We start from the raw sequence: 17,186 nt of genomic DNA, 5'->3' as shown, positions 1-17,186 counted from the left end.
ATTACCCGATCTCCATAAAACAACTGGACGGTCGGTCTACTGTCCCGTAGTGGCCGATATCGATCACTACGACCGTGGAGCCGATGTGACCCGAAAGACCCTCTCTCGGCGCGGGTTCCTCACCGCCGGCGCCGGTGTGGCCGCTGCGATCACTGCCGGTTCGCTGCTTCCGCCGTCACTGCAACGGGCATTGGCTTCGCCTGTCCCCGCGGGAGGACTCGACTCGGTCGAGCATGTCGTTCTCCTGATGCAGGAGAACCGGTCGTTCGACCACTACTACGGGACCCTGCGCGGGGTGCGGGGGTTCGGCGACCCCAATGCGCTGCAACTGCGGGGCGGAGCCACGGTCTTCGAGCAGCCGGGGCCCGGCGGTCCGGTACTGCCCTTCACCATCCGGGATTCGGCAACCGCGCAGCGCATGGACGTACAGAACGTCACCGGTCTCGACCACAGCTGGGAGGGCGGGCACCGAGCGCTCGCGGACGGCTGGCACGACGGTTGGATCGCCGCCAAGACCGCGACGACGATGGCCTACTACGACCGCCAGGACATCCCGTTCCACTACGAACTCGCCGACGCGTTCACCATCTGCGACGCCTACCACTGCTCGGTGCCCACCTCGACCAGCCCGAACCGCAACTACTGGGTGTCCGGGTACACCGGATTCGAGCCGCCCGGCCTCAATCCGTTCGGTTCGATGGATGAGTTGGGCGTGTCCGGGTCGTCGGAGCCGGCCGGCCCCGACGGGCGTGCCGTCACCAACGCCGCCTACAACCCCTGGCACGCCGGCTACGGGTGGCCCACCGTTCCCGAGCGGCTACAGGCCGCCGGCATCACCTGGAAGACGTACCAGGAGTGGGACAACTTCGGCGACAACAACCTCGAGTACTTCACCACCTTCAAGAAGGTTGGCGCCCACCTTCTCGGCAACCCCGGCCTGATCCCCTATGAGCTGCAGACCCTGGCCGGGTTCTACCTGGCGCTACCCGAGTTGCCGACCGCCGCCCAGGACGCGGCAGTGGTCGCGCTCGAGGCCGCGGTCGACGGGCTCTCCCCCACCGACCGGCAGCTGTACGACCGCGCGCTGTACCGGTCGCGGCCGGGCACCCTTGCCGCCGAGTTCCGCCGCGACGTCGAGTCGGGCAGGCTGCCGCAGGTCAGCTACCTGGTGCCGTCCGAGGTCGATTCGGAGCATCCGTCCGGATCGTCGCCGGCGGCGAGTGCGACGTTGCTGTATCAGGTGCTCGACGCGATCGCCTCCGACCCGGACCTCTGGTCGAAGACGGCCGTGATCGTCAACTTCGACGAGAACGACGGTTACTTCGACCACGTGCCGCCGCCGCGGCCGCCGCTGTCGGCCGATACCGAATGGGTGGCGGGTCAGCCCCTCGGACTCGGCCCGCGGGTGCCGATGACGATCATCTCGCCGTGGACCGTGGGCGGTTTCGTGTGCTCCCAGGTGTTCGACCACACAGCGGTCACGCAGTTCCTGGAGAAGCGTTTCGGGATCAGCCAACCGGAAATCGACCCGTGGCGTCGGACGGTGAGCGGCGACCTGACGTCGGCGTTCGACTTCGCCACCCCGCGGAGCCGGCCCACCCTCACCCGACCGCAGCCGACGCCGCCTCTGGAACCGAGATGGACGCCGACTCCACCGGTCGACCAGCGGCTTCCTCAGCAGGAGGACGGCGTCCGCCCTGCCCGCGCCCTGCCGTACCAGCCCGACGCCCACGTGACAGTGGATCCCGCGGCGCGTTCGCTGACGTTGACTCTGGGCAACACCGGTACCGCGTCGGCGCACCTGGCCCTGTACCCGTATGCGGGCGAGTTCGACCTCCCGCGGCACTACGACGTCCTCGGCGAGGACAGCGACACGGTGCACCTGCCGAGCTCGCGCTACAGCCTGGCACTGCTGGGACCCAACGGCTTCAGGCGGGAGTTCGCCGGGTCGACCGACGCAGCCGCGGCCGCCGTCGACGTGTCCGGGGCGATCGACGCCGCGACGCGATCGCTCGCGCTGACCGTGACGAACCGGGGAGCCCACGAGCTGACCGTCGACGTCGACGGTCAGCGGCGTCGGCTCGCGGCCGGCGGCTCCGAATCACTGACGGTGTCGTCGAAGAACGGTTGGTACGAGGCCACCGTGACCGTCGACGAGGACCCCGGCTTCCGGCGACGACTCGTCGGACATATCGAGAACGGGCAGGACAGCGTCAGTCAACCGACCTGACGGGATGTCGCCGGCACCCCGGCGAGGAACGTGATCAATCCGAGAGTCCCGTAGGAGGACCCGTGCGTCGTATCCGGCTCGTTTCGCTGATAATGACAGGCTCGATGGTGCTCGGTGGCGGCGTTGCCGCCGCCCAGAGCAGCTTCCCCACGTCGGGAAGTGGCAGTGGTAGTGGCAGTGGCAGTGGCAGTGGCGCCGAGCTGACGCCGTCCTATCTGAAGGACGATGCAGGCCGTTCACTGATCCTGCGCGGGTTCAACACGGCATCGAGCGCGAAGAGTGCGCCGGACGGTATGCCGGACTTCACCGAGGCAGATCTCGATCGCGAATATGCAGACATGGGAACCAACTTCGTGCGGTTCCTGATCTCCTGGCGCTCGATCGAACCCGCGCCGGGCGTGTACGACCAGCAGTATCTGGACCGTGTCGAGGACCGGGTCGGCTGGTACGCCGAGCGCGGCTACAAGGTCATGCTCGACATGCACCAGGACCTGTACTCCGGTGCGATCACCTCCGACGGCGCCGGCGGCAACGGCGCCGGCAACATCGGCAACGGCGCGCCGGCCTGGGCGACGTACATGGACGGTCTTCCCGTGGAGCCTCAGCCCCGGTGGGAGCTGTACTACATCCAGCCCGGCGTGATGCGCGCGTTCGACAACTTCTGGAACACCACCGGCAAGCACCCGGAGCTCACCCAGCACTACGCGAATGCATGGCGGGCGGTCGCAGAGCGTTTCGCCGACAACGACGCCGTCGTGGCCTACGACCTGATGAACGAGCCGTGGGGAGGCTCGCTGCAGGGGCCTGCGTTCGAGGCCGGTCCGCTCGCCGCGTTGTATCAGCAGAGCACCGATGCCATTCGACAGGTCGACCAGGACACCTGGGTGTGTGTGGCCCCGCAGGCGATCGGCGTCAACCAGGGCCTGCCCAGCGGGCTCACCAAGATCGACGATCCCCGCGCGGGTGAGCAGCGCATCGCCTACTGCCCGCACCTCTACCCACTGCCCCTCGACATCGGTGGCGGACACGAGGGCCTGGCACGCACGCTCACCGACGTGACCGTGGACGCCTGGCGCGCCAACACCGCCCACACCGCCGGCGTGCTCGGTGACGTGCCCATCATCCTCGGCGAATTCGGACTCGACACCACGTTGCCCGGCGCCCGGGACTACATCGAACGCGTCTACGGAACCGCGCGGGAGATGGGCGCCGGGGTCTCGTACTGGTCCAGCGATCCCGGCCCCTGGGGTCCGTACCTACCCGACGGCACCGAAACGCTGCTCGTCGACACCCTGAACAAGCCGTACCCGCGCGCCGTGGCCGGCACTCCGGTCGAATGGTCGTCGACCACGGATCGCCTCCAACTGACGATCGAGCCGGACGGCGCTGTAAGCGCCCCGACCGAGATCTATCTTCCGGAGGCCGGGTTCCCGGGCGACGTGCGGGTCGACGGCGCCGATGTCGTGGACTGGGATCGGCAGAATCGCCTGCTCACGGTGCGAACTCCCGCCGGCTCGGGTGCCGCGACCGTCACGGTGACTCCGGCTGCCTGATCCGGCGACACCGACGAACCGTCGTCGATGCGACGATGACTGCATGGATGAAGTGGTCTCGGTCTACGACGCGCAGGGCACCGTGATCGGCGCGGCACCGCGCTCCCGGGTGTACGCCGAGGGGCTGTGGCATGCCAGTGCGGGTGTCCTGCTGCGGTCGACCGACGGCAACCGTATCTACGTTCATCGCCGTGCGCCGGACAAGGCGGTGTTCGCGGGCATGCACGACTGCCTGGCGGGCGGCGTGGTGGACCCGGGCGAGACGCCCGAGGTCACCGCGCGCCGCGAACTCGCCGAGGAACTCGGCGTCACCGGTGTGGACCTGGCTCCGATCTCCCGGATCGCGTGGGACGGGACCTGGGCCGGTGCACCCCTGCGCTGTCACCTGTTCGCATTCGAGACCCGCTACGACGGCCCCATCCACCACCAGCCCAGCGAGATCACCGACGGCTGGTGGTGGTCCGAGCAGGAACTGCGCGCCCACCTGCAGGACCCGGAGTGGCCGTTCGTTCCGGACACCCGGATCCTGCTGGCGGACTACTTCGACTGACGCTGTCTACAGGTACTGGCCGGTGTTCGACTCGGTGTCGATCGCACGGCTGGCACTGGCGTTCTTGCCGGTGACCAGGGTGCGGATGTAGACGATCCGTTCGCCCTTCTTGCCGGAGATCCGGGCCCAGTCGTCGGGATTGGTGGTGTTCGGCAGGTCCTCGTTCTCCGAGAACTCGTCGACGATCGAATCGAACACGTGCTGCACCCGCAGACCCGGCGAACCGGTCTCGAGCACCGACTTGATCGCGTACTTCTTGGACCGGTCCACGATGTTCTGAATCATGGCACCGGAGTTGAAGTCCTTGAAGTACAGAACCTCCTTGTCCCCGTTGGCGTACGTGACCTCCAGGAAGCGGTTGTCGTCGCTCTCCGCGTACATCCGGTCCACGACCCGCTCGATCATCACCTTGATGCACGCCGCCCGATCCCCGTTGAACTCGGCGAGGTCGTCGGCGTGCAGCGGCAGGGTCTCGACGAGGTACTTCGAGAAGATGTCCTGCGCGGACTCCGCGTCCGGGCGCTCGATCTTGATCTTCACGTCGAGCCGGCCGGGCCGCAGGATCGCGGGGTCGATCATGTCCTCACGGTTCGACGCACCGATCACGATGACGTTCTCGAGGCCCTCGACGCCGTCGATCTCACTGAGGAGCTGCGGGACGACGGTGGTCTCGACATCGGACGACACACCCGAACCGCGGGTGCGGAAGATCGAATCCATCTCGTCGAAGAACACGATCACCGGCGTGCCCTCGGACGCCTTCTCGCGCGCCCGCTGGAAGATCATCCGAATGTGACGCTCGGTCTCGCCGACGAACTTGTTCAGCAGCTCCGGGCCCTTGATGTTGAGGAAGTACGACTTGGCTTCCTTGCTGTCCTGGCCCCGGGATTCGGCGATCTTCTTCGCGAGCGAGTTCGCGACCGCCTTCGCGATGAGGGTCTTGCCGCAGCCCGGCGGACCGTAGAGCAGCACACCCTTGGGCGGGCGCAACTCGTACTCGTGGAACAGATCCTTGTGCAGGAACGGCAGTTCGACGGCGTCCCGGATCTGCTCGATCTGCCGGCCGAGGCCTCCGATGTCGTTGTAGCCGACGTCCGGGACCTCCTCGAGGACCAGATCCTCGACCTCGGCCTTCGGGATGCGCTCGAACGCGTACCCGGCCTTGGTGTCGACCAGCAGGGAGTCGCCGGGCCGCAACCGGCGCGACGGCGAATCCGGATCCTTCACGCCGTCCTCGGCCGCGATCTCGGCGAGCGGCGCCGCAAGCCACACCACCCGCTCCTCGTCCGCGTGACCGACGACCAGCGCACGTTCGCCGTCGTCGAGAACCTCACGCAGAGCGCAGATCTCACCGATCCGTTCGAACCGGGTGGCCTCGACGATCGTCAACGCCTCGTTGAGGCGAACGGTCTGCCCCATCTTCAGGGTGTCGGTATCGATGTTGGGCGAGCACGTCAGCCGCATCTTGCGCCCGGAAGTGAACACGTCGACGGTCTTGTCGTCGTGGACATCGAGGAGCACGCCGTATCCACTCGGCGGCTGCCCCAGGCGATCCACCTCTTCGCGCAGGGCGATGAGCTGCTGCCGGGCTTCCTTCAAGGTGTCCATCAGCTTGCCGTTGCGGACGGTGAGCGAGTCGACGCGTGACTCCAACTCCCGCAACTGCTCGGGCGATTCCGCCAGCTGCCTACGGAGCGTCGCCGCCTCTGCCCGCAGGGCGTCGAGTTCACGCACCGCCGCAACCGGGTCCGGATTCTCTGTCGGGTTCATGTGCCGCTCCTCCCAGTCCGATCTGTCAACGCTACCGGCAGCGGGAGCAAAGCGGGACGCGACACGTGCCCGAGCTTTGCCACGGCAGCCACGGAATCGGAAGATCCACCCGAACCAGCCATGTTAGCCTTGCCTTCGTTCCGGCCGGTATCGACCGACCGAGCCCAGAAACGAAAGGCCCAACCACCGTGATGATCCGCAAATCGCTCGTCGCCGCCGGCGTCCTGGTCGCCGCCCTCGGAATGACGGCGTGCAGCTCCGACAACACCTCGGACTCCTCGGACAACGCAGCTACCACCAGCTCGGCCACCGCATCGACGACGACCGCAGCGGCCTCCGCCGACGCCCCGACCGCCGAGGAACTGCAGAAGCAGCTGACCGTGTTCTTCGACCCGGCAGCCCCGGCCGCCGACAAGACCGTGGTGATCGAGAACGGTGAGCAGCGGGCCGCCCTGCTCGAGCAGCTCAATGGTGTCCTGGCCGGCTACCCGCTCACCGCCGAGGTCAAGGAGGTCACCGTCGACGGCGACACCGCGACCGCCATCACCCAGATCGGCGGACCGCACGGTGGAGCGCCGGTGCCCGTCACCTTCACGCAGAAGAACGGCGAATGGGTGATCTCCGACGCCAGCACCTGCGAAATCCTCGGCATGGGCAAGCTCGTCTGCAGCTGATCCGCCGGTCGGTGGTTCACCACCGCAACAGCTGAAGGGACCCTTTGTGCGCTGACAGCGCACAAAGGGTCCCTTCAGCTGTTCACCGGGCGGAATCAGCCCTTGCTGGGGCGGCGCTGCGGCTTGGGGGTGACGGTGCCTTCGGCGAGTCGGCGCGCGGTGACGAGGAACGCGGTGTGGCCCTGCATGCGGTGCTCCGGGCGCACAGCGAGGCCCACGACGTGCCACCCGCGGACGATCGACTCCCACGAGCGTGGTTCGGTCCAGCACTCCTGCTCGCGCATCGCCTCGACGACCTTCGACAGCTGGGTCGTGGTCGCGACGTAGACGACGAGGACGCCGCCGGGGACCAGGGCCTTCGACACCGCCGGCAGGACGTCCCACGGTGCGAGCATGTCCAGCACGACGCGGTCGACCTTGCCTTCGACGTCGGCGTCGTACTCGGCGAGGTCGGCGATCGTGAGATCCCAGTTGTCGGGGCGTCCGCCGAAGAACGTCTCGACGTTGCGGACGGCGTGCTCGGCGTGATCCTCGCGCACCTCGTACGAGGTGACCCGGCCGGTCGGTCCGACGGCACGCAGCAGCGAGCACGTCAGCGCACCGGAACCGGCGCCCGCCTCGAGTACCCGGGCGCCGGGGAAGACGTCACCCTCGTGCACGATCTGCGCGGCGTCCTTGGGGTAGATCACCTGCGCGCCGCGCGGCATCGACAGCACGTAGTCGGTGAGCAGCGGGCGCAACGCCAGGTAGGGGGTGCCGTTGGTGGAGGTGACGACGGTGCCCTCGTCGGAGCCGATGAGGCTGTCGTGCAGGATGCCGCCGCGGTGGGTGTGGAACTCCTTGCCCGGTTCCAGGACCACCGTGTATTTACGGCCCTTGGCATCGGTGAGTTGGACGCGGTCACCGACCTGAAAAGGTCCGCTACGTCCCAGTCCGCCTGATGCCATCTCGCGCCCACTCCATTCGTTCGTCCGGCCGACATCGTGTCGGACCCAGCGCATAGCCTGCCAGGTGTGAGCATCGAGGTTCCGACGCACCCTGCTCCGGACGGTCACGGAGCCGGCCGGACGCCCGGCACGGTGCGCGGACGCCGTCTCGCGTTGTCGCCGTCGCGGGCGAGCGATTTCAGGCAGTGCCCGCTGCTGTACCGCTTCCGCGCGATCGACCGGATCCCCGAGACACCCACGAAGGCCCAGGTGAGGGGCACCGTGGTGCACGCCGCTCTCGAATCGCTGTTCGCGCTGCCGCGCGCCGATCGGGTGCCGGCGCGGGCACGCGAGTTGGTGGAACCGGCGTGGGAGCGTCTCCTGCAGCCCTCCCCCGACCTCGCCGACCTGGTCGGCCCCGCCGAACGCGGGCAGTTCCTCACGGAGGCTCGGCGGCTGATGTCCGGGTACTACAAGCTCGAGGATCCCACCCGGTTCGATCCCGAATCGTGTGAGCTCCGGGTGGAGACCGAACTCGACGACGGTGTCCTGTTGCGCGGTTTCGTCGACCGCATCGACGTGTCGGCAACCGGCCTGCTGCGGGTGGTCGACTACAAGTCGGGCCGGGCACCGTGGGAGATGGGCGAATCCAAGGCACTGTTCCAGATGAAGTTCTACGCCCTGATCCTGCTGCGGACCCGCGGCATCGTGCCGGCGCAGCTGCAGCTGCTGTATCTCGGCGACGGTCAGGCGCTGACGTACCGGCCGGAGGAAGACGAGCTCCGACGCTTCCAACGGATCCTGTCGGCGCTCTGGCGGGCCGTCGTCGACTCCGGTGCCACCGGTGACTTCCGCCCCAATCCTGGGCGATTGTGTGATTGGTGCAACCATAAGACGCGTTGCCCGGCTTTCGGAGGAACACCGCCCCCGTATCCCGGATGGCCGGTTCCTCCGGAGGACAGTTCGGAGTTCGAGGAGACAGTCCAGTGAGTGATCAGGCCTACTACATCCCGTTGGGACGCACCGGAGACGGCGCCGAGCTCTTCGGGTCGACGCCGCTGACAGCGAGCACGTGGGCCGACACGATGCAACACGGCGCGCCGCCGTCGGCGCTGCTGGTCCGCGCCCTCGAGCGCTGCGGCGACCGGCCCGACACGCGTCTGACCCGCGTCGTCGTCGAGATCCTCGGGCCGATCCCGATCACCGACATCGAGGTCCGCTCGTGGATCGAGCGTCCCGGCAGGCGTGTCGAACTGGTCGTCGCGGAACTGTGGGCGGCGGGACCGGACGGTAGTTCCCGCGCGGTCGCCCGCGCGACCGGCTGGCGGATGGAGACGGTGGACACCTCGGCGGTCGTGCACACCGCGGACGCTCCCCTGCGCCCCGTCGCCGAGGCGCACGAGGTCGCGCTCGACGGCCCGTTCTGGGACACCGGATTCGTCACGAGCCTGGAGTGGCGCTGGCTCGCCGAGATCGGCTGCGAGGGGCCCGGTCAGATGTGGGCCCGCCCGATTCCTGTTCTGGTGGAGGGCGAGTCGCTGACCCCGATCCAGCGTCTGTTCACCGTCGCCGACGTCTCCAACGGCGCCGGCGCGAAGATCCACCCCGATCAGTGGACGTTCCTCAACACCGACCTGACGGTGCACCTGTTCCGTGTCCCCGACGGCGTTCGGTACAGCGTCAGAAAGCGCGGCAGGACCGGATGTCGGATGCCAGGATCGCCTTGGCACCGAGCTCGGCCAGCTCGTCCATGACCGCGTTGTGGACCTTGCGGGAGACCATCGCGCGCACCGCGACCCAGTTCTCGTCGACGAGCGGCGAGAGGGTGGGCGATTCGAGACCGGGCGTGATCTTGACCGCCTGCTCGAGCACGGCCTTGGGGCAGTCGTAGTCGAGCATCAGGTACTGCTGGGCGAACACGACGCCCTGCACCCGTGCGATCAACTGGTTGCGGGCCTTGTCGCTGCCGTCGGAACCGTCACGTTCGATCAGGACTCCCTCCGAGTCGCACAGCGACTCACCGAAGGGAACCAGGTTGTGCTGACGGAGGGTGCGGCCGGAGCCGACCACGTCGGCGATCGCGTCGGCGACACCGAGCTGGATCGAGATCTCCACGGCGCCGTCCAGGCGGATCACGGTGGCGTCGAGTCCACGGGCCGCGAGGTCGGTGCGCACCAGGTTCGGGTAGGACGTCGCGATCCGCGTGCCGGCGAGATCCTCGACCGCCCAGTCCTTTCCGGCGGGCGCGGCGTAACGGAAGCTGGACCGGCCGAAGCCCAGTGCGAGCCGCTCGTGGACGGGCGCGCCCGAGTCCAGTGCGAGGTCGCGGCCGGTGATGCCGAGATCGAGTTCACCGGATCCGACGTAGATCGCGATGTCCTTCGGGCGCAGGAAGAAGAACTCGACGTTGTTGGTGGGGTCGAGAACCGTCAGGTCGCGCGAATCGGTACGCCGGCGGTATCCGGCTTCGGCGAGGATCTGGCTGGCAGATTCCGAGAGCGATCCCTTGTTGGGCACTGCTACGCGCAGCATGGGTTGTGGTCCTTCCGAGGATGGGTGCAAGGAGACGAGGCCGAACTCACAGATGTCGGTACACGTCTTCGAGCTTCAGGCCCTTCCCCACCATCAGGACCTGAACCCAGTAGAGAAGCTGGGAGATTTCTTCCGCGAGCGCGTCGTCGCTCTCGTGTTCGGCGGCGATCCAGACCTCGCCGGCCTCCTCGAGCACCTTCTTGCCCTGCGCATGGACACCAGCGTCCAGCGCAGCAACGGTGCCGGATCCCTCGGGACGGGAGGCGGCGCGCTCGGTCAGCTCGGCGAACAGGGATTCGAAGGTCTTCACGGGTACCGATTCTCGCACGAGACACCGGACAGCCCGCATTCAGCGTGCAGCAGTCGGCGGACTGCGACGAACTTCCTGGAACTTTTCGTGCCTTGTGTGGTCTGCTCCCGTGGTGAAGCCGAGCCGGAAGCGGGTACGGCGACGATGGGCCGTCGCTGTCGTGGTCGTCGTCGCTGCGGTGACCGCCGTGTGGTTCGGCGGCCCGCCCCTGTACCGCTGGAGCGTCGAGCGGACCGGGTCGACGAGCGCTGCACGGCTCGCGTCGAGTCTCGGCCTGCCGCTGACGGACGACGACACCGTCGTCTACGCCCAGTACCAGAGTTCGTTCCCCGATCCGGCGGCATATCTGGTGGTCGATTCGACGTCGGCCGCCCACGCGGACAAGTTGCGCCGTGAACCGGCGGTGGCGTCCTGCGAAGCTCAGCCATTCACCGCCCCCGAGGACGCGCCTCGCGAATACCGTCCGGCACCGACCGCGAGGGGATGGTCCTGCCGGATCCAGATGCCCGGAGACGGGGTTCTGCAGATCGCCTGGGATCCCGTCGACGACGGCCGACGAACCTATGTGTGGGCCATCAAGATGTGACGGGCCGCAACGGCCACTCCAGCGCCTGGCGGCTCTCGAAGCGTCTGGGCTCGCCGGTCAGCGGATCGTCGAACTCGAGGCTGCGGGCCAGCAACCGCAGCGGGTCGGTGAAATCGTTCGGGTCGCGGCGCCGGAACTCGGGGTAGAAGTTGTCGCCGACGATCGGCGCGCCCAGCGAGTTCAGGTGCAGACGCAACTGGTGGGTGCGACCGGTGCGGGGCCACAGCCGGTAGCGCGCCAGGTCGCCGCGCCGCTCGACCAGGTCGATCAGGGTCTCCGAGTTGGGTTCCCCCGGTTCCTCTGATGCGGTGAGTTCCCCGTGCACCTTGCGAATGCGACTGCGGACGGTGCGGGGGAACTCGACGTCCCCGAGTGCCGGGGCGATGGCCTCGTACGTCTTGCGCACCCGCTGCTTCTCGAACATCTCCTGGTACGGCCGGCGCAGCGCCGGATCGGCGGTGCACAGCAGGACCCCGGCGGTCATCCGGTCCAGCCGATGCACCGGCACCAGATCGGGTAGCTCCAGGTCCCGGCGCAGTCGCACCACAACGGTCTCCCGGATGTGTGCGCCCCGCGGGATCGTCGCGAGGAAGTGCGGCTTGTCGACCACGACCAGCCCGGAACCGCCGTGCAGGACGTCCACCGTGAACGGCACCGGGACCTCGGGTGGCGGTTCCCGGTAGAAGTACACGAACCGGGTCGGCTGGTAGGCAGTGGTGTGGTCGACGACGCGTCCGTGCTCGTCGACGACCTCGCCGGCGCCCAGCCGGGCGATCCAGTCCTCGTCCGGATGCTGCCCGACAAGGAAGTCGACGACGGTCGACGACGGCCGCCCGGCCGGCATCCGGATCCGGTCGGGTCCCAGTCCGTCGCGGATCGGGAGCGGGGCGCGTGCCATCGTCAGCGGCGACTCAGGCGTCGGGGACGCACGACTCGCACACCAGCGTCAGGTCACGACCGCCTGCGTCCGGGTAGTTGCGGAACCGCGACGTCGGGGCGCCGCAGAGGGTGCACTTGCCCAGTGTCACAGCATGATCGGTGAAGTCGACGTTCATGCGCTTGTCGAAGACGTAGAGCGAGCCGTCCCACAGGCCCTCGTCGCCGAACGTCTCGCCGTAGCGGACGATGCCGCCGTCGAGCTGATAGACCTCCTCGAAGCCCCGGTTGCGCATCAACACCGACAGGACCTCGCAGCGCACACCGCCCGTGCAGTACGTGACGACCGGCTTGGACTTGAGGTGGTCGTAGCGTCCGCTGTCGAGTTCGGCGACGAAGTCGCGGGTGGTCGCGACGTCGGGAACGACGGCGTTCCGGAACCTCCCGATCTGCGCCTCGAACGCGTTGCGGCCGTCGAAGAACACGACGTCGTCGCCGCGGCTGCCGACCAGTTCGTGCAGCTCGTTCGGCGACAGGTGCGTGCCCCCGCCGACGACGCCGTCGGCGTCGACCTTCAGTTCCTCCGGCGCCCCGAACGTGACGATCTCGGGCCGGACCTTCACCGACAGCCGCGGGAAGTCGTCGCCGACCCCGTCCGACCACTTGATGTCGGCGTCCTTGAACGGTGCATAGGACCGGGTACCGCGCACGTACCGCTTGACGTCGGCGATGTCGCCGCCGACGGTGGCGTTGATCCCGTGCTCCGAGACGAGGATTCGGCCCGTGAGGTTGTTCGACGCGGCCAGCGTCTGCTGCCACAGCCGGATCGCCTCCGGATCCGCGAGCGGCGTGAACCGGTAGAACAGAACGATCTTCGGTGTCGCCACTACGCGACCTCCCGCCGGTGCAGCGCGTGCAGATCCGACTCGACGATCCCCTCCAGCGTGGTCCGGAAGATGCGCCGGGGCGACTCCGGGACCGTCGTGATGGACGGGATCACCAGAACGGTGCAGCCCGCGGCGTCGGCCGCGGCGGCGCCGGTCGGCGAATCCTCCACCGCGAGACAGTCGCCGGGTTCTACGCCGAGCAGTTCCGCCGCGCGCAGGTACGGCGCCGGATCGGGCTTGCCCGCCGGGACCTCGTCGCCGCACACCGAATGGTCGAAGTGCTCGCGGCCGAGGGTGTCGAGCGCGAACTCGCACAGCTCACGATCCGTGTTGGTCACGAGCGCCGAGGCGAGGCCGGCGGAGCGGACGGTGCGCAGCGCCTGCTGCGCACCGGGTCGCCACGGCAACCCGGCCTCGAACAACACACCCATCCTGCGGTAGAGCCACGCCTTGGCGTCGGCGAGCGCCTCGGGATGCGGATCCAGGTCGAGGGCGGCGAACACCGTGGCGAGGGCGTTGGCACTGGAGGCCCCGATGGTGGCCAGCCGGGTCTCCTCCGACATCGGGCCGCCCAGGTGCAGCGACAACTCCTTCACCCCGATGTCCCACAGGTTCTCGGATTCGAGCAGCGTGCCGTCCATGTCCCACAGGACGGCACGCAGGGTGCCGGTCGGACGATCCGGCGCTACCGACGTTCGATCAAACATTGAAGTACTTGGCCTCCGGGTGGTGCAGCACGAACGCATCGGTGGACTGCTCGGGATGCAACTGGACCTCCTCGGACAGCTCGACGCCGATGCGCTCCGGCTCGAGCAGCGCCACGAGCTTGCGGCGATCCTCCAGGTCGGGGCAGGCGCCGTAGCCGAACGAGTAACGCGCGCCGCGGTATTCGAGCTTGAAGAAGTCCTCGATGTTGGACGGATCCTGCTCGGCGATGTTGTGGCCGCCCGGCAGTACCAGTTCCTCGCGGACCCGGCGATGCCAGTACTCGGCGAGCGCCTCGGTGAGCTGGACACCGATCCCGTGCACCTCGAGGTAGTCGCGGTACGCGTTGGCCGCGAACAGTTCGTTGGCGAAGTCCGCGATGGGCTGGCCCATCGTCACCAGGTTCATCGGCAGCACGTCGACCTGACCGTCCTTGCGGGCGTCCTCGCGGGAGCGCACGAAGTCGGCGATGCATAGGAACCGGTCGCGCTGCTGACGCGGGAACGTGAACCGGAACCGCTCGGGGGCATCGGGTTCCGGAGACTCGAGGACGATGACGTCGTCGCCCTCCGAGACCGCCGGGAAGTAGCCGTACACGACCGCCGCGTGCGCGAGCACGCCCTCAGCGGTGAGCCGGTCCAGCCAGTACCGCAGGCGCGGACGCCCCTCGGTCTCGACCAGTTCCTCGTAGGACGGCCCGTCGCCGGCGCGCTGTCCGCGCAGCCCCCACTGACCGAGGAACAGAGCACGCTCGTCGAGCAGGCCCGAGTACTCGGACAGCGAGATGCCCTTGACGATCCGGGTGCCCCAGAACGGCGGGACGGGGACGACGATGTCAGCAGCGACGTCGGACCGCTCCGGAACCTCCACCGGCGCCTCGGAGGCCTTGCGCTTCTCCGCGATCCGCTTGGAACGCTCGTGACGCTCCTTGCGCTCGGCGGCCTTCGCCTTGGCCGCCAACGCCTCCGGGCTGTCCGGCGCCGGTCCCTCGCCGCGCTTGACCGCCATGATGGTGTCCATCAGGTTCAGGCCCTCGAACGCGTCACGCGCGTACGACACCTCGCCGTCGTACACCTCCGACAGATCGTTCTCGACGTACGAGCGCGTCAGCGCCGCGCCGCCGAGGAGCACCGGGAACTGCTCGGCGACGCCCTTGGCGTTGAGTTCCTCGAGGTTCTCCTTCATCACGACCGTGGACTTCACCAGCAGGCCGGACATGCCGATCACGTCGGCCCGCTTGTCGATCGCCGCGTCGAGGATGGTCGCGATCGGCTGCTTGATGCCGAGGTTGACCACCTCGTATCCGTTGTTGGACAGGATGATGTCGACGAGGTTCTTGCCGATGTCGTGGACGTCGCCCCGCACGGTGGCGAGCACGATCCGGCCCTTGCCGTCGTCGCCGGTCGACTCCATGTGCGGCTCGAGGTAGGCCACCGACGACTTCATGACCTCGGCGGACTGCAGCACGAACGGCAACTGCATCTGGCCGGAGCCGAACAGTTCGCCGACGGTCTTCATGCCCGACAGCAGGGTCTCGTTGATGATCTCGAGCGGCGGGCGCTCGGTCATCGCGGCATCGAGGTCGGCTTCGAGGCCGTTGCGTTCGCCGTCGACGATGCGCCGTTCGAGCCGCTCGAACAGGGGCAGGGCCGCCAGTTCCTCGGCGCGGGACTCGCGCGCCGACGCCGCCGAGACACCCTCGAACAGTTCCATCAGCTTCTGCAGCGGGTCGTATCCCTCGCGGCGGCGGTCGTAGACCAGATCCAGGGCCGTCTCGCGCTGTTCCTCCGGGATCCGCGCCATCGGCAGGATCTTCGACGCGTGCACGATCGCCGTGTCGAGGCCGGCCTCGGTGCACTCGTGCAGGAACACCGAGTTCAGTACCTGGCGCGCGGCCGGATTGAGGCCGAACGAGATGTTGGAGATGCCGAGCGTGAAGTGCACGCCGGGGTAGCGGCGCTTGATCTCACGGATCGCCTCGATGGTCTCGATGCCGTCGCGGCGCACCTCTTCCTGGCCCGTCGAGATCGGGAAGGTCAGCGCGTCGATGATGATGTCCGACTGGGACAGTCCCCACGTGCCGGTGATGTCGTCGATGAGGCGCCCGGCGATCCGCACCTTGTGCTCGGCGGTACGGGCCTGCCCCTCCTCGTCGATCGTCAGCGCGACGACGGCGGCACCGTGCTCCTTCACCAGCCGCATGATCCGCTGGTAGCGCGAGTTCGGACCGTCGCCGTCCTCGTAGTTCACCGAGTTCACGGCGGACCGGCCACCGAGGTGCTCGAGCCCCGCCCGCAGCACCTCCGGCTCGGTGGAGTCCAGCATGATCGGCAGCGTCGACGCCGTCGCGAATCGGCTCGCGAGGGCCGCCATGTCCGCGGCACCGTCGCGTCCGACGTAGTCGACGTTGAGGTCGAGCATGTGTGCGCCGTCGCGGGTCTGGTCCTTCGCGATGTCGATGCACTTCTGGTAGTCCTCGGCGATCATCGCCTCGCGGAATGCCTTGGAGCCGTTGGAGTTGGTGCGCTCACCGATCATCAGGATGGACGCGTCCTGATCGAACGGGACGGCCGCGTAGAGCGAGGACGTGCCGTCCTCCGGCTCCGGGGTGCGCGGCGCCTTCTCGACCGCGCGGACCGCCTCGGCGAGCTGGCGGATGTGCTCGGGCGTGGTGCCGCAGCAGCCGCCGACGAACGACAGACCGTATTCACTGACGAAGCCGGACAGCGCGACGGCCATCTCCTCGGCGGTGAGCGGGTACTCCGCACCGTTCGGACCCAGCTGCGGCAGACCCGCATTCGGCATCACCGACACCGGCAGCTTCGAGTGCCGCGACAGGTGCCGCAGGTGCTCGCTCATCTCGTCCGGACCGGTGGCGCAGTTCAGGCCGATCATGTCGATGCCGAGCGGTTCGAGTGCCGTGAGCGCCGCGCCGATCTCGCTACCCAGCAGCATGGTGCCGGTGGTCTCGACGGTGACGTGCGTGATGATCGGCAGGCGGCGGCCGAGCTTCTCCATCGCGTGCTGGCTGCCGATGATCGCGGCCTTCACCTGGAGCAGGTCCTGGCAGGTCTCGATGAGGATCGCGTCGGCGCCCCCCTCGATCATGCCGAGAGCGGACTCGGTGTACGCGTCGCGCAGCACCGCGAACGGGGCGTGTCCGAGGGTGGGCAGCTTGGTGCCCGGGCCCATCGAGCCGAGCACGAAACGGCCCATGCCGTCGCGGCCGGGCCCCATCTCGTCGGCGACCTCACGAGCGATGCGGGTGCCCCGCTCGGACAGATCGCGAATGCGATGGGCGATGTCGTAGTCGGCGAGGTTCGGCAGGTTGCAACCGAAGGTGTTGGTTTCGACCGCGTCGGCGCCGGCTTCGAAGTACGCGCGGTGGATGTCGCGCAGCACGTCGGGGCGTGTCTCGTTCAGAATCTCGTTGCAGCCCTCGAGGCCGAGGAAATCGTCGAGAGTCAGATCCGCGGCCTGCAACATCGTGCCCATGGCGCCGTCGCCGATGACAACGCGCTGTTTCAGCGCATCAAGCAGGGCAGAGTGGAATGGTGCAGACATGCGGTCCAGAGTAGTGGGCGGCT

Annotated in this window: 15 protein-coding genes; 7 read left to right on the top strand and 8 right to left on the bottom strand. The window is 68.1% G+C overall.

The window, feature by feature from the left end; genetic code table 11:
- The first annotated feature begins 49 nt into the window (after window positions 1-49).
- From IJ15_RS0103265 to IJ15_RS0103255, 3 genes are all read left to right on the top strand, one after another.
- A complete protein-coding gene (locus tag IJ15_RS0103265; RefSeq protein WP_231569405.1) occupies window positions 50-2,230 on the top strand; it encodes a phosphocholine-specific phospholipase C in 2,181 nt (726 codons plus the stop codon).
- Window positions 2,231-2,322: 92 nt separating this feature from the next.
- The gene (locus IJ15_RS0103260) at window positions 2,323-3,783 is read left to right on the top strand and encodes a cellulase family glycosylhydrolase (protein ID WP_231569404.1); all 1,461 of its coding nucleotides are present in this window, start codon (window positions 2,323-2,325) and stop codon (window positions 3,781-3,783) included.
- A gap of 43 nt (window positions 3,784-3,826) precedes the next feature.
- Window positions 3,827-4,333 carry an NUDIX hydrolase gene (locus IJ15_RS0103255; RefSeq protein WP_031936913.1) on the top strand — a complete coding sequence of 169 codons (507 nt, stop codon included), beginning with the start codon at window positions 3,827-3,829 and terminating at the stop codon, window positions 4,331-4,333.
- A gap of 6 nt (window positions 4,334-4,339) precedes the next feature.
- Here IJ15_RS0103255 and arc read toward each other — a convergent pair whose 3' ends face one another.
- A complete protein-coding gene (gene arc / locus IJ15_RS0103250) occupies window positions 4,340-6,103 on the bottom strand; it encodes a proteasome ATPase (RefSeq protein WP_031936912.1) in 1,764 nt (587 codons plus the stop codon).
- Window positions 6,104-6,294: 191 nt separating this feature from the next.
- On the opposite strand from arc, the gene IJ15_RS0103245 reads away from it, so the two are divergent.
- Window positions 6,295-6,777 carry a nuclear transport factor 2 family protein gene (locus IJ15_RS0103245; RefSeq protein ID WP_331281005.1) on the top strand — a complete coding sequence of 161 codons (483 nt, stop codon included), beginning with the start codon at window positions 6,295-6,297 and terminating at the stop codon, window positions 6,775-6,777.
- Between the two features lie 95 nt (window positions 6,778-6,872).
- Here the strand turns inward: IJ15_RS0103245 and IJ15_RS0103240 are convergent, their stop codons facing one another.
- Window positions 6,873-7,724 (bottom strand): tRNA (adenine-N1)-methyltransferase, encoded by an 852-nt coding sequence (locus IJ15_RS0103240; RefSeq protein WP_031936910.1) that lies wholly within the window; start codon window positions 7,722-7,724, stop codon window positions 6,873-6,875.
- Window positions 7,725-7,796: 72 nt separating this feature from the next.
- Here IJ15_RS0103240 and IJ15_RS0103235 point away from each other — a divergent pair, with 72 nt between their 5' ends.
- Window positions 7,797-8,693: a RecB family exonuclease gene (locus IJ15_RS0103235; protein ID WP_031936909.1), complete on the top strand. Its 897-nt coding sequence runs from the start codon at window positions 7,797-7,799 to the stop codon at window positions 8,691-8,693.
- Complete coding sequence (locus IJ15_RS24815) at window positions 8,690-9,457, top strand: thioesterase family protein (RefSeq protein WP_231569403.1); 768 nt, start codon at window positions 8,690-8,692, stop codon at window positions 9,455-9,457. Before IJ15_RS0103235 ends, IJ15_RS24815 begins: the two co-directional genes overlap by 4 nt.
- On the opposite strand, the gene hisG is transcribed toward IJ15_RS24815, so the two are convergent.
- Both hisG and IJ15_RS0103220 read right to left on the bottom strand, forming a co-directional pair.
- Window positions 9,384-10,235: an ATP phosphoribosyltransferase gene (gene hisG, locus IJ15_RS0103225; RefSeq protein ID WP_031936908.1), complete on the bottom strand. Its 852-nt coding sequence runs from the start codon at window positions 10,233-10,235 to the stop codon at window positions 9,384-9,386. The two genes, IJ15_RS24815 and hisG, sit on opposite strands and share 74 nt — an antisense overlap.
- Before the next feature lie 46 nt (window positions 10,236-10,281).
- On the bottom strand, window positions 10,282-10,563 hold the full coding sequence (locus IJ15_RS0103220) for a phosphoribosyl-ATP diphosphatase (protein ID WP_197059728.1): 282 nt from the start codon (window positions 10,561-10,563) through the stop codon (window positions 10,282-10,284).
- A 94-nt stretch (window positions 10,564-10,657) separates the two neighbouring features.
- Between IJ15_RS0103220 and IJ15_RS0103215 the strand changes: the two genes are divergently transcribed.
- Window positions 10,658-11,131 carry a hypothetical protein gene (locus tag IJ15_RS0103215; RefSeq protein WP_231569402.1) on the top strand — a complete coding sequence of 158 codons (474 nt, stop codon included), beginning with the start codon at window positions 10,658-10,660 and terminating at the stop codon, window positions 11,129-11,131.
- On the opposite strand, the gene IJ15_RS0103210 is transcribed toward IJ15_RS0103215, so the two are convergent.
- Genes IJ15_RS0103210 through metH form a run of 4 tightly spaced genes read right to left on the bottom strand, consistent with a single transcriptional unit; the run spans window position 11,121 to window position 17,163 of the window.
- Window positions 11,121-12,029: a pseudouridine synthase gene (locus IJ15_RS0103210; RefSeq protein WP_031936905.1), complete on the bottom strand. Its 909-nt coding sequence runs from the start codon at window positions 12,027-12,029 to the stop codon at window positions 11,121-11,123. The genes IJ15_RS0103215 and IJ15_RS0103210 overlap by 11 nt on opposite strands.
- 13 nt (window positions 12,030-12,042) lie before the next feature.
- Entirely contained in the window at window positions 12,043-12,894 is an 852-nt protein-coding gene (gene trhO / locus IJ15_RS0103205) for an oxygen-dependent tRNA uridine(34) hydroxylase TrhO (RefSeq protein WP_031936904.1), read from the bottom strand.
- Window positions 12,894-13,601 carry an HAD family hydrolase gene (locus IJ15_RS0103200; protein WP_031936903.1) on the bottom strand — a complete coding sequence of 236 codons (708 nt, stop codon included), beginning with the start codon at window positions 13,599-13,601 and terminating at the stop codon, window positions 12,894-12,896. Before IJ15_RS0103200 ends, trhO begins: the two co-directional genes overlap by 1 nt.
- Complete coding sequence (gene metH / locus IJ15_RS0103195; RefSeq protein ID WP_031936902.1) at window positions 13,594-17,163, bottom strand: methionine synthase; 3,570 nt, start codon at window positions 17,161-17,163, stop codon at window positions 13,594-13,596. The genes IJ15_RS0103200 and metH overlap by 8 nt, the downstream gene beginning before the upstream one ends.
- Window positions 17,164-17,186: the final 23 nt, after the last annotated feature.

Source organism: Prescottella defluvii (assembly GCF_000738775.1).
GTDB classification, from domain to species: domain Bacteria; phylum Actinomycetota; class Actinomycetes; order Mycobacteriales; family Mycobacteriaceae; genus Prescottella; species Prescottella defluvii.
The sequence above is the reverse complement of the archived record's forward strand: the minus strand, read 5'-3'. Positions and strand labels throughout refer to the sequence as shown.

Bases quoted from the DNA above. Each gene is read 5' to 3' on its own strand.
- IJ15_RS0103260 (WP_231569404.1), top strand. From the start codon at position 2,323: ATGACAGGCTCGATGGTGCTCGGTGGCGGCGTTGCCGCCGCCCAGAGC.
- IJ15_RS0103255 (WP_031936913.1), top strand. From the start codon at position 3,827: ATGGATGAAGTGGTCTCGGTCTACGACGCGCAGGGCACCGTGATCGGC.
- arc (WP_031936912.1), bottom strand. From the start codon at position 6,103: ATGAACCCGACAGAGAATCCGGACCCGGTTGCGGCGGTGCGTGAACTC.
- IJ15_RS0103245 (WP_331281005.1), top strand. From the start codon at position 6,295: ATGATCCGCAAATCGCTCGTCGCCGCCGGCGTCCTGGTCGCCGCCCTC.
- IJ15_RS0103240 (WP_031936910.1), bottom strand. From the start codon at position 7,724: ATGGCATCAGGCGGACTGGGACGTAGCGGACCTTTTCAGGTCGGTGAC.
- hisG (WP_031936908.1), bottom strand. From the start codon at position 10,235: ATGCTGCGCGTAGCAGTGCCCAACAAGGGATCGCTCTCGGAATCTGCC.
- IJ15_RS0103210 (WP_031936905.1), bottom strand. From the start codon at position 12,029: ATGGCACGCGCCCCGCTCCCGATCCGCGACGGACTGGGACCCGACCGG.
- IJ15_RS0103200 (WP_031936903.1), bottom strand. From the start codon at position 13,601: ATGTTTGATCGAACGTCGGTAGCGCCGGATCGTCCGACCGGCACCCTG.
- metH (WP_031936902.1), bottom strand. From the start codon at position 17,163: ATGTCTGCACCATTCCACTCTGCCCTGCTTGATGCGCTGAAACAGCGC.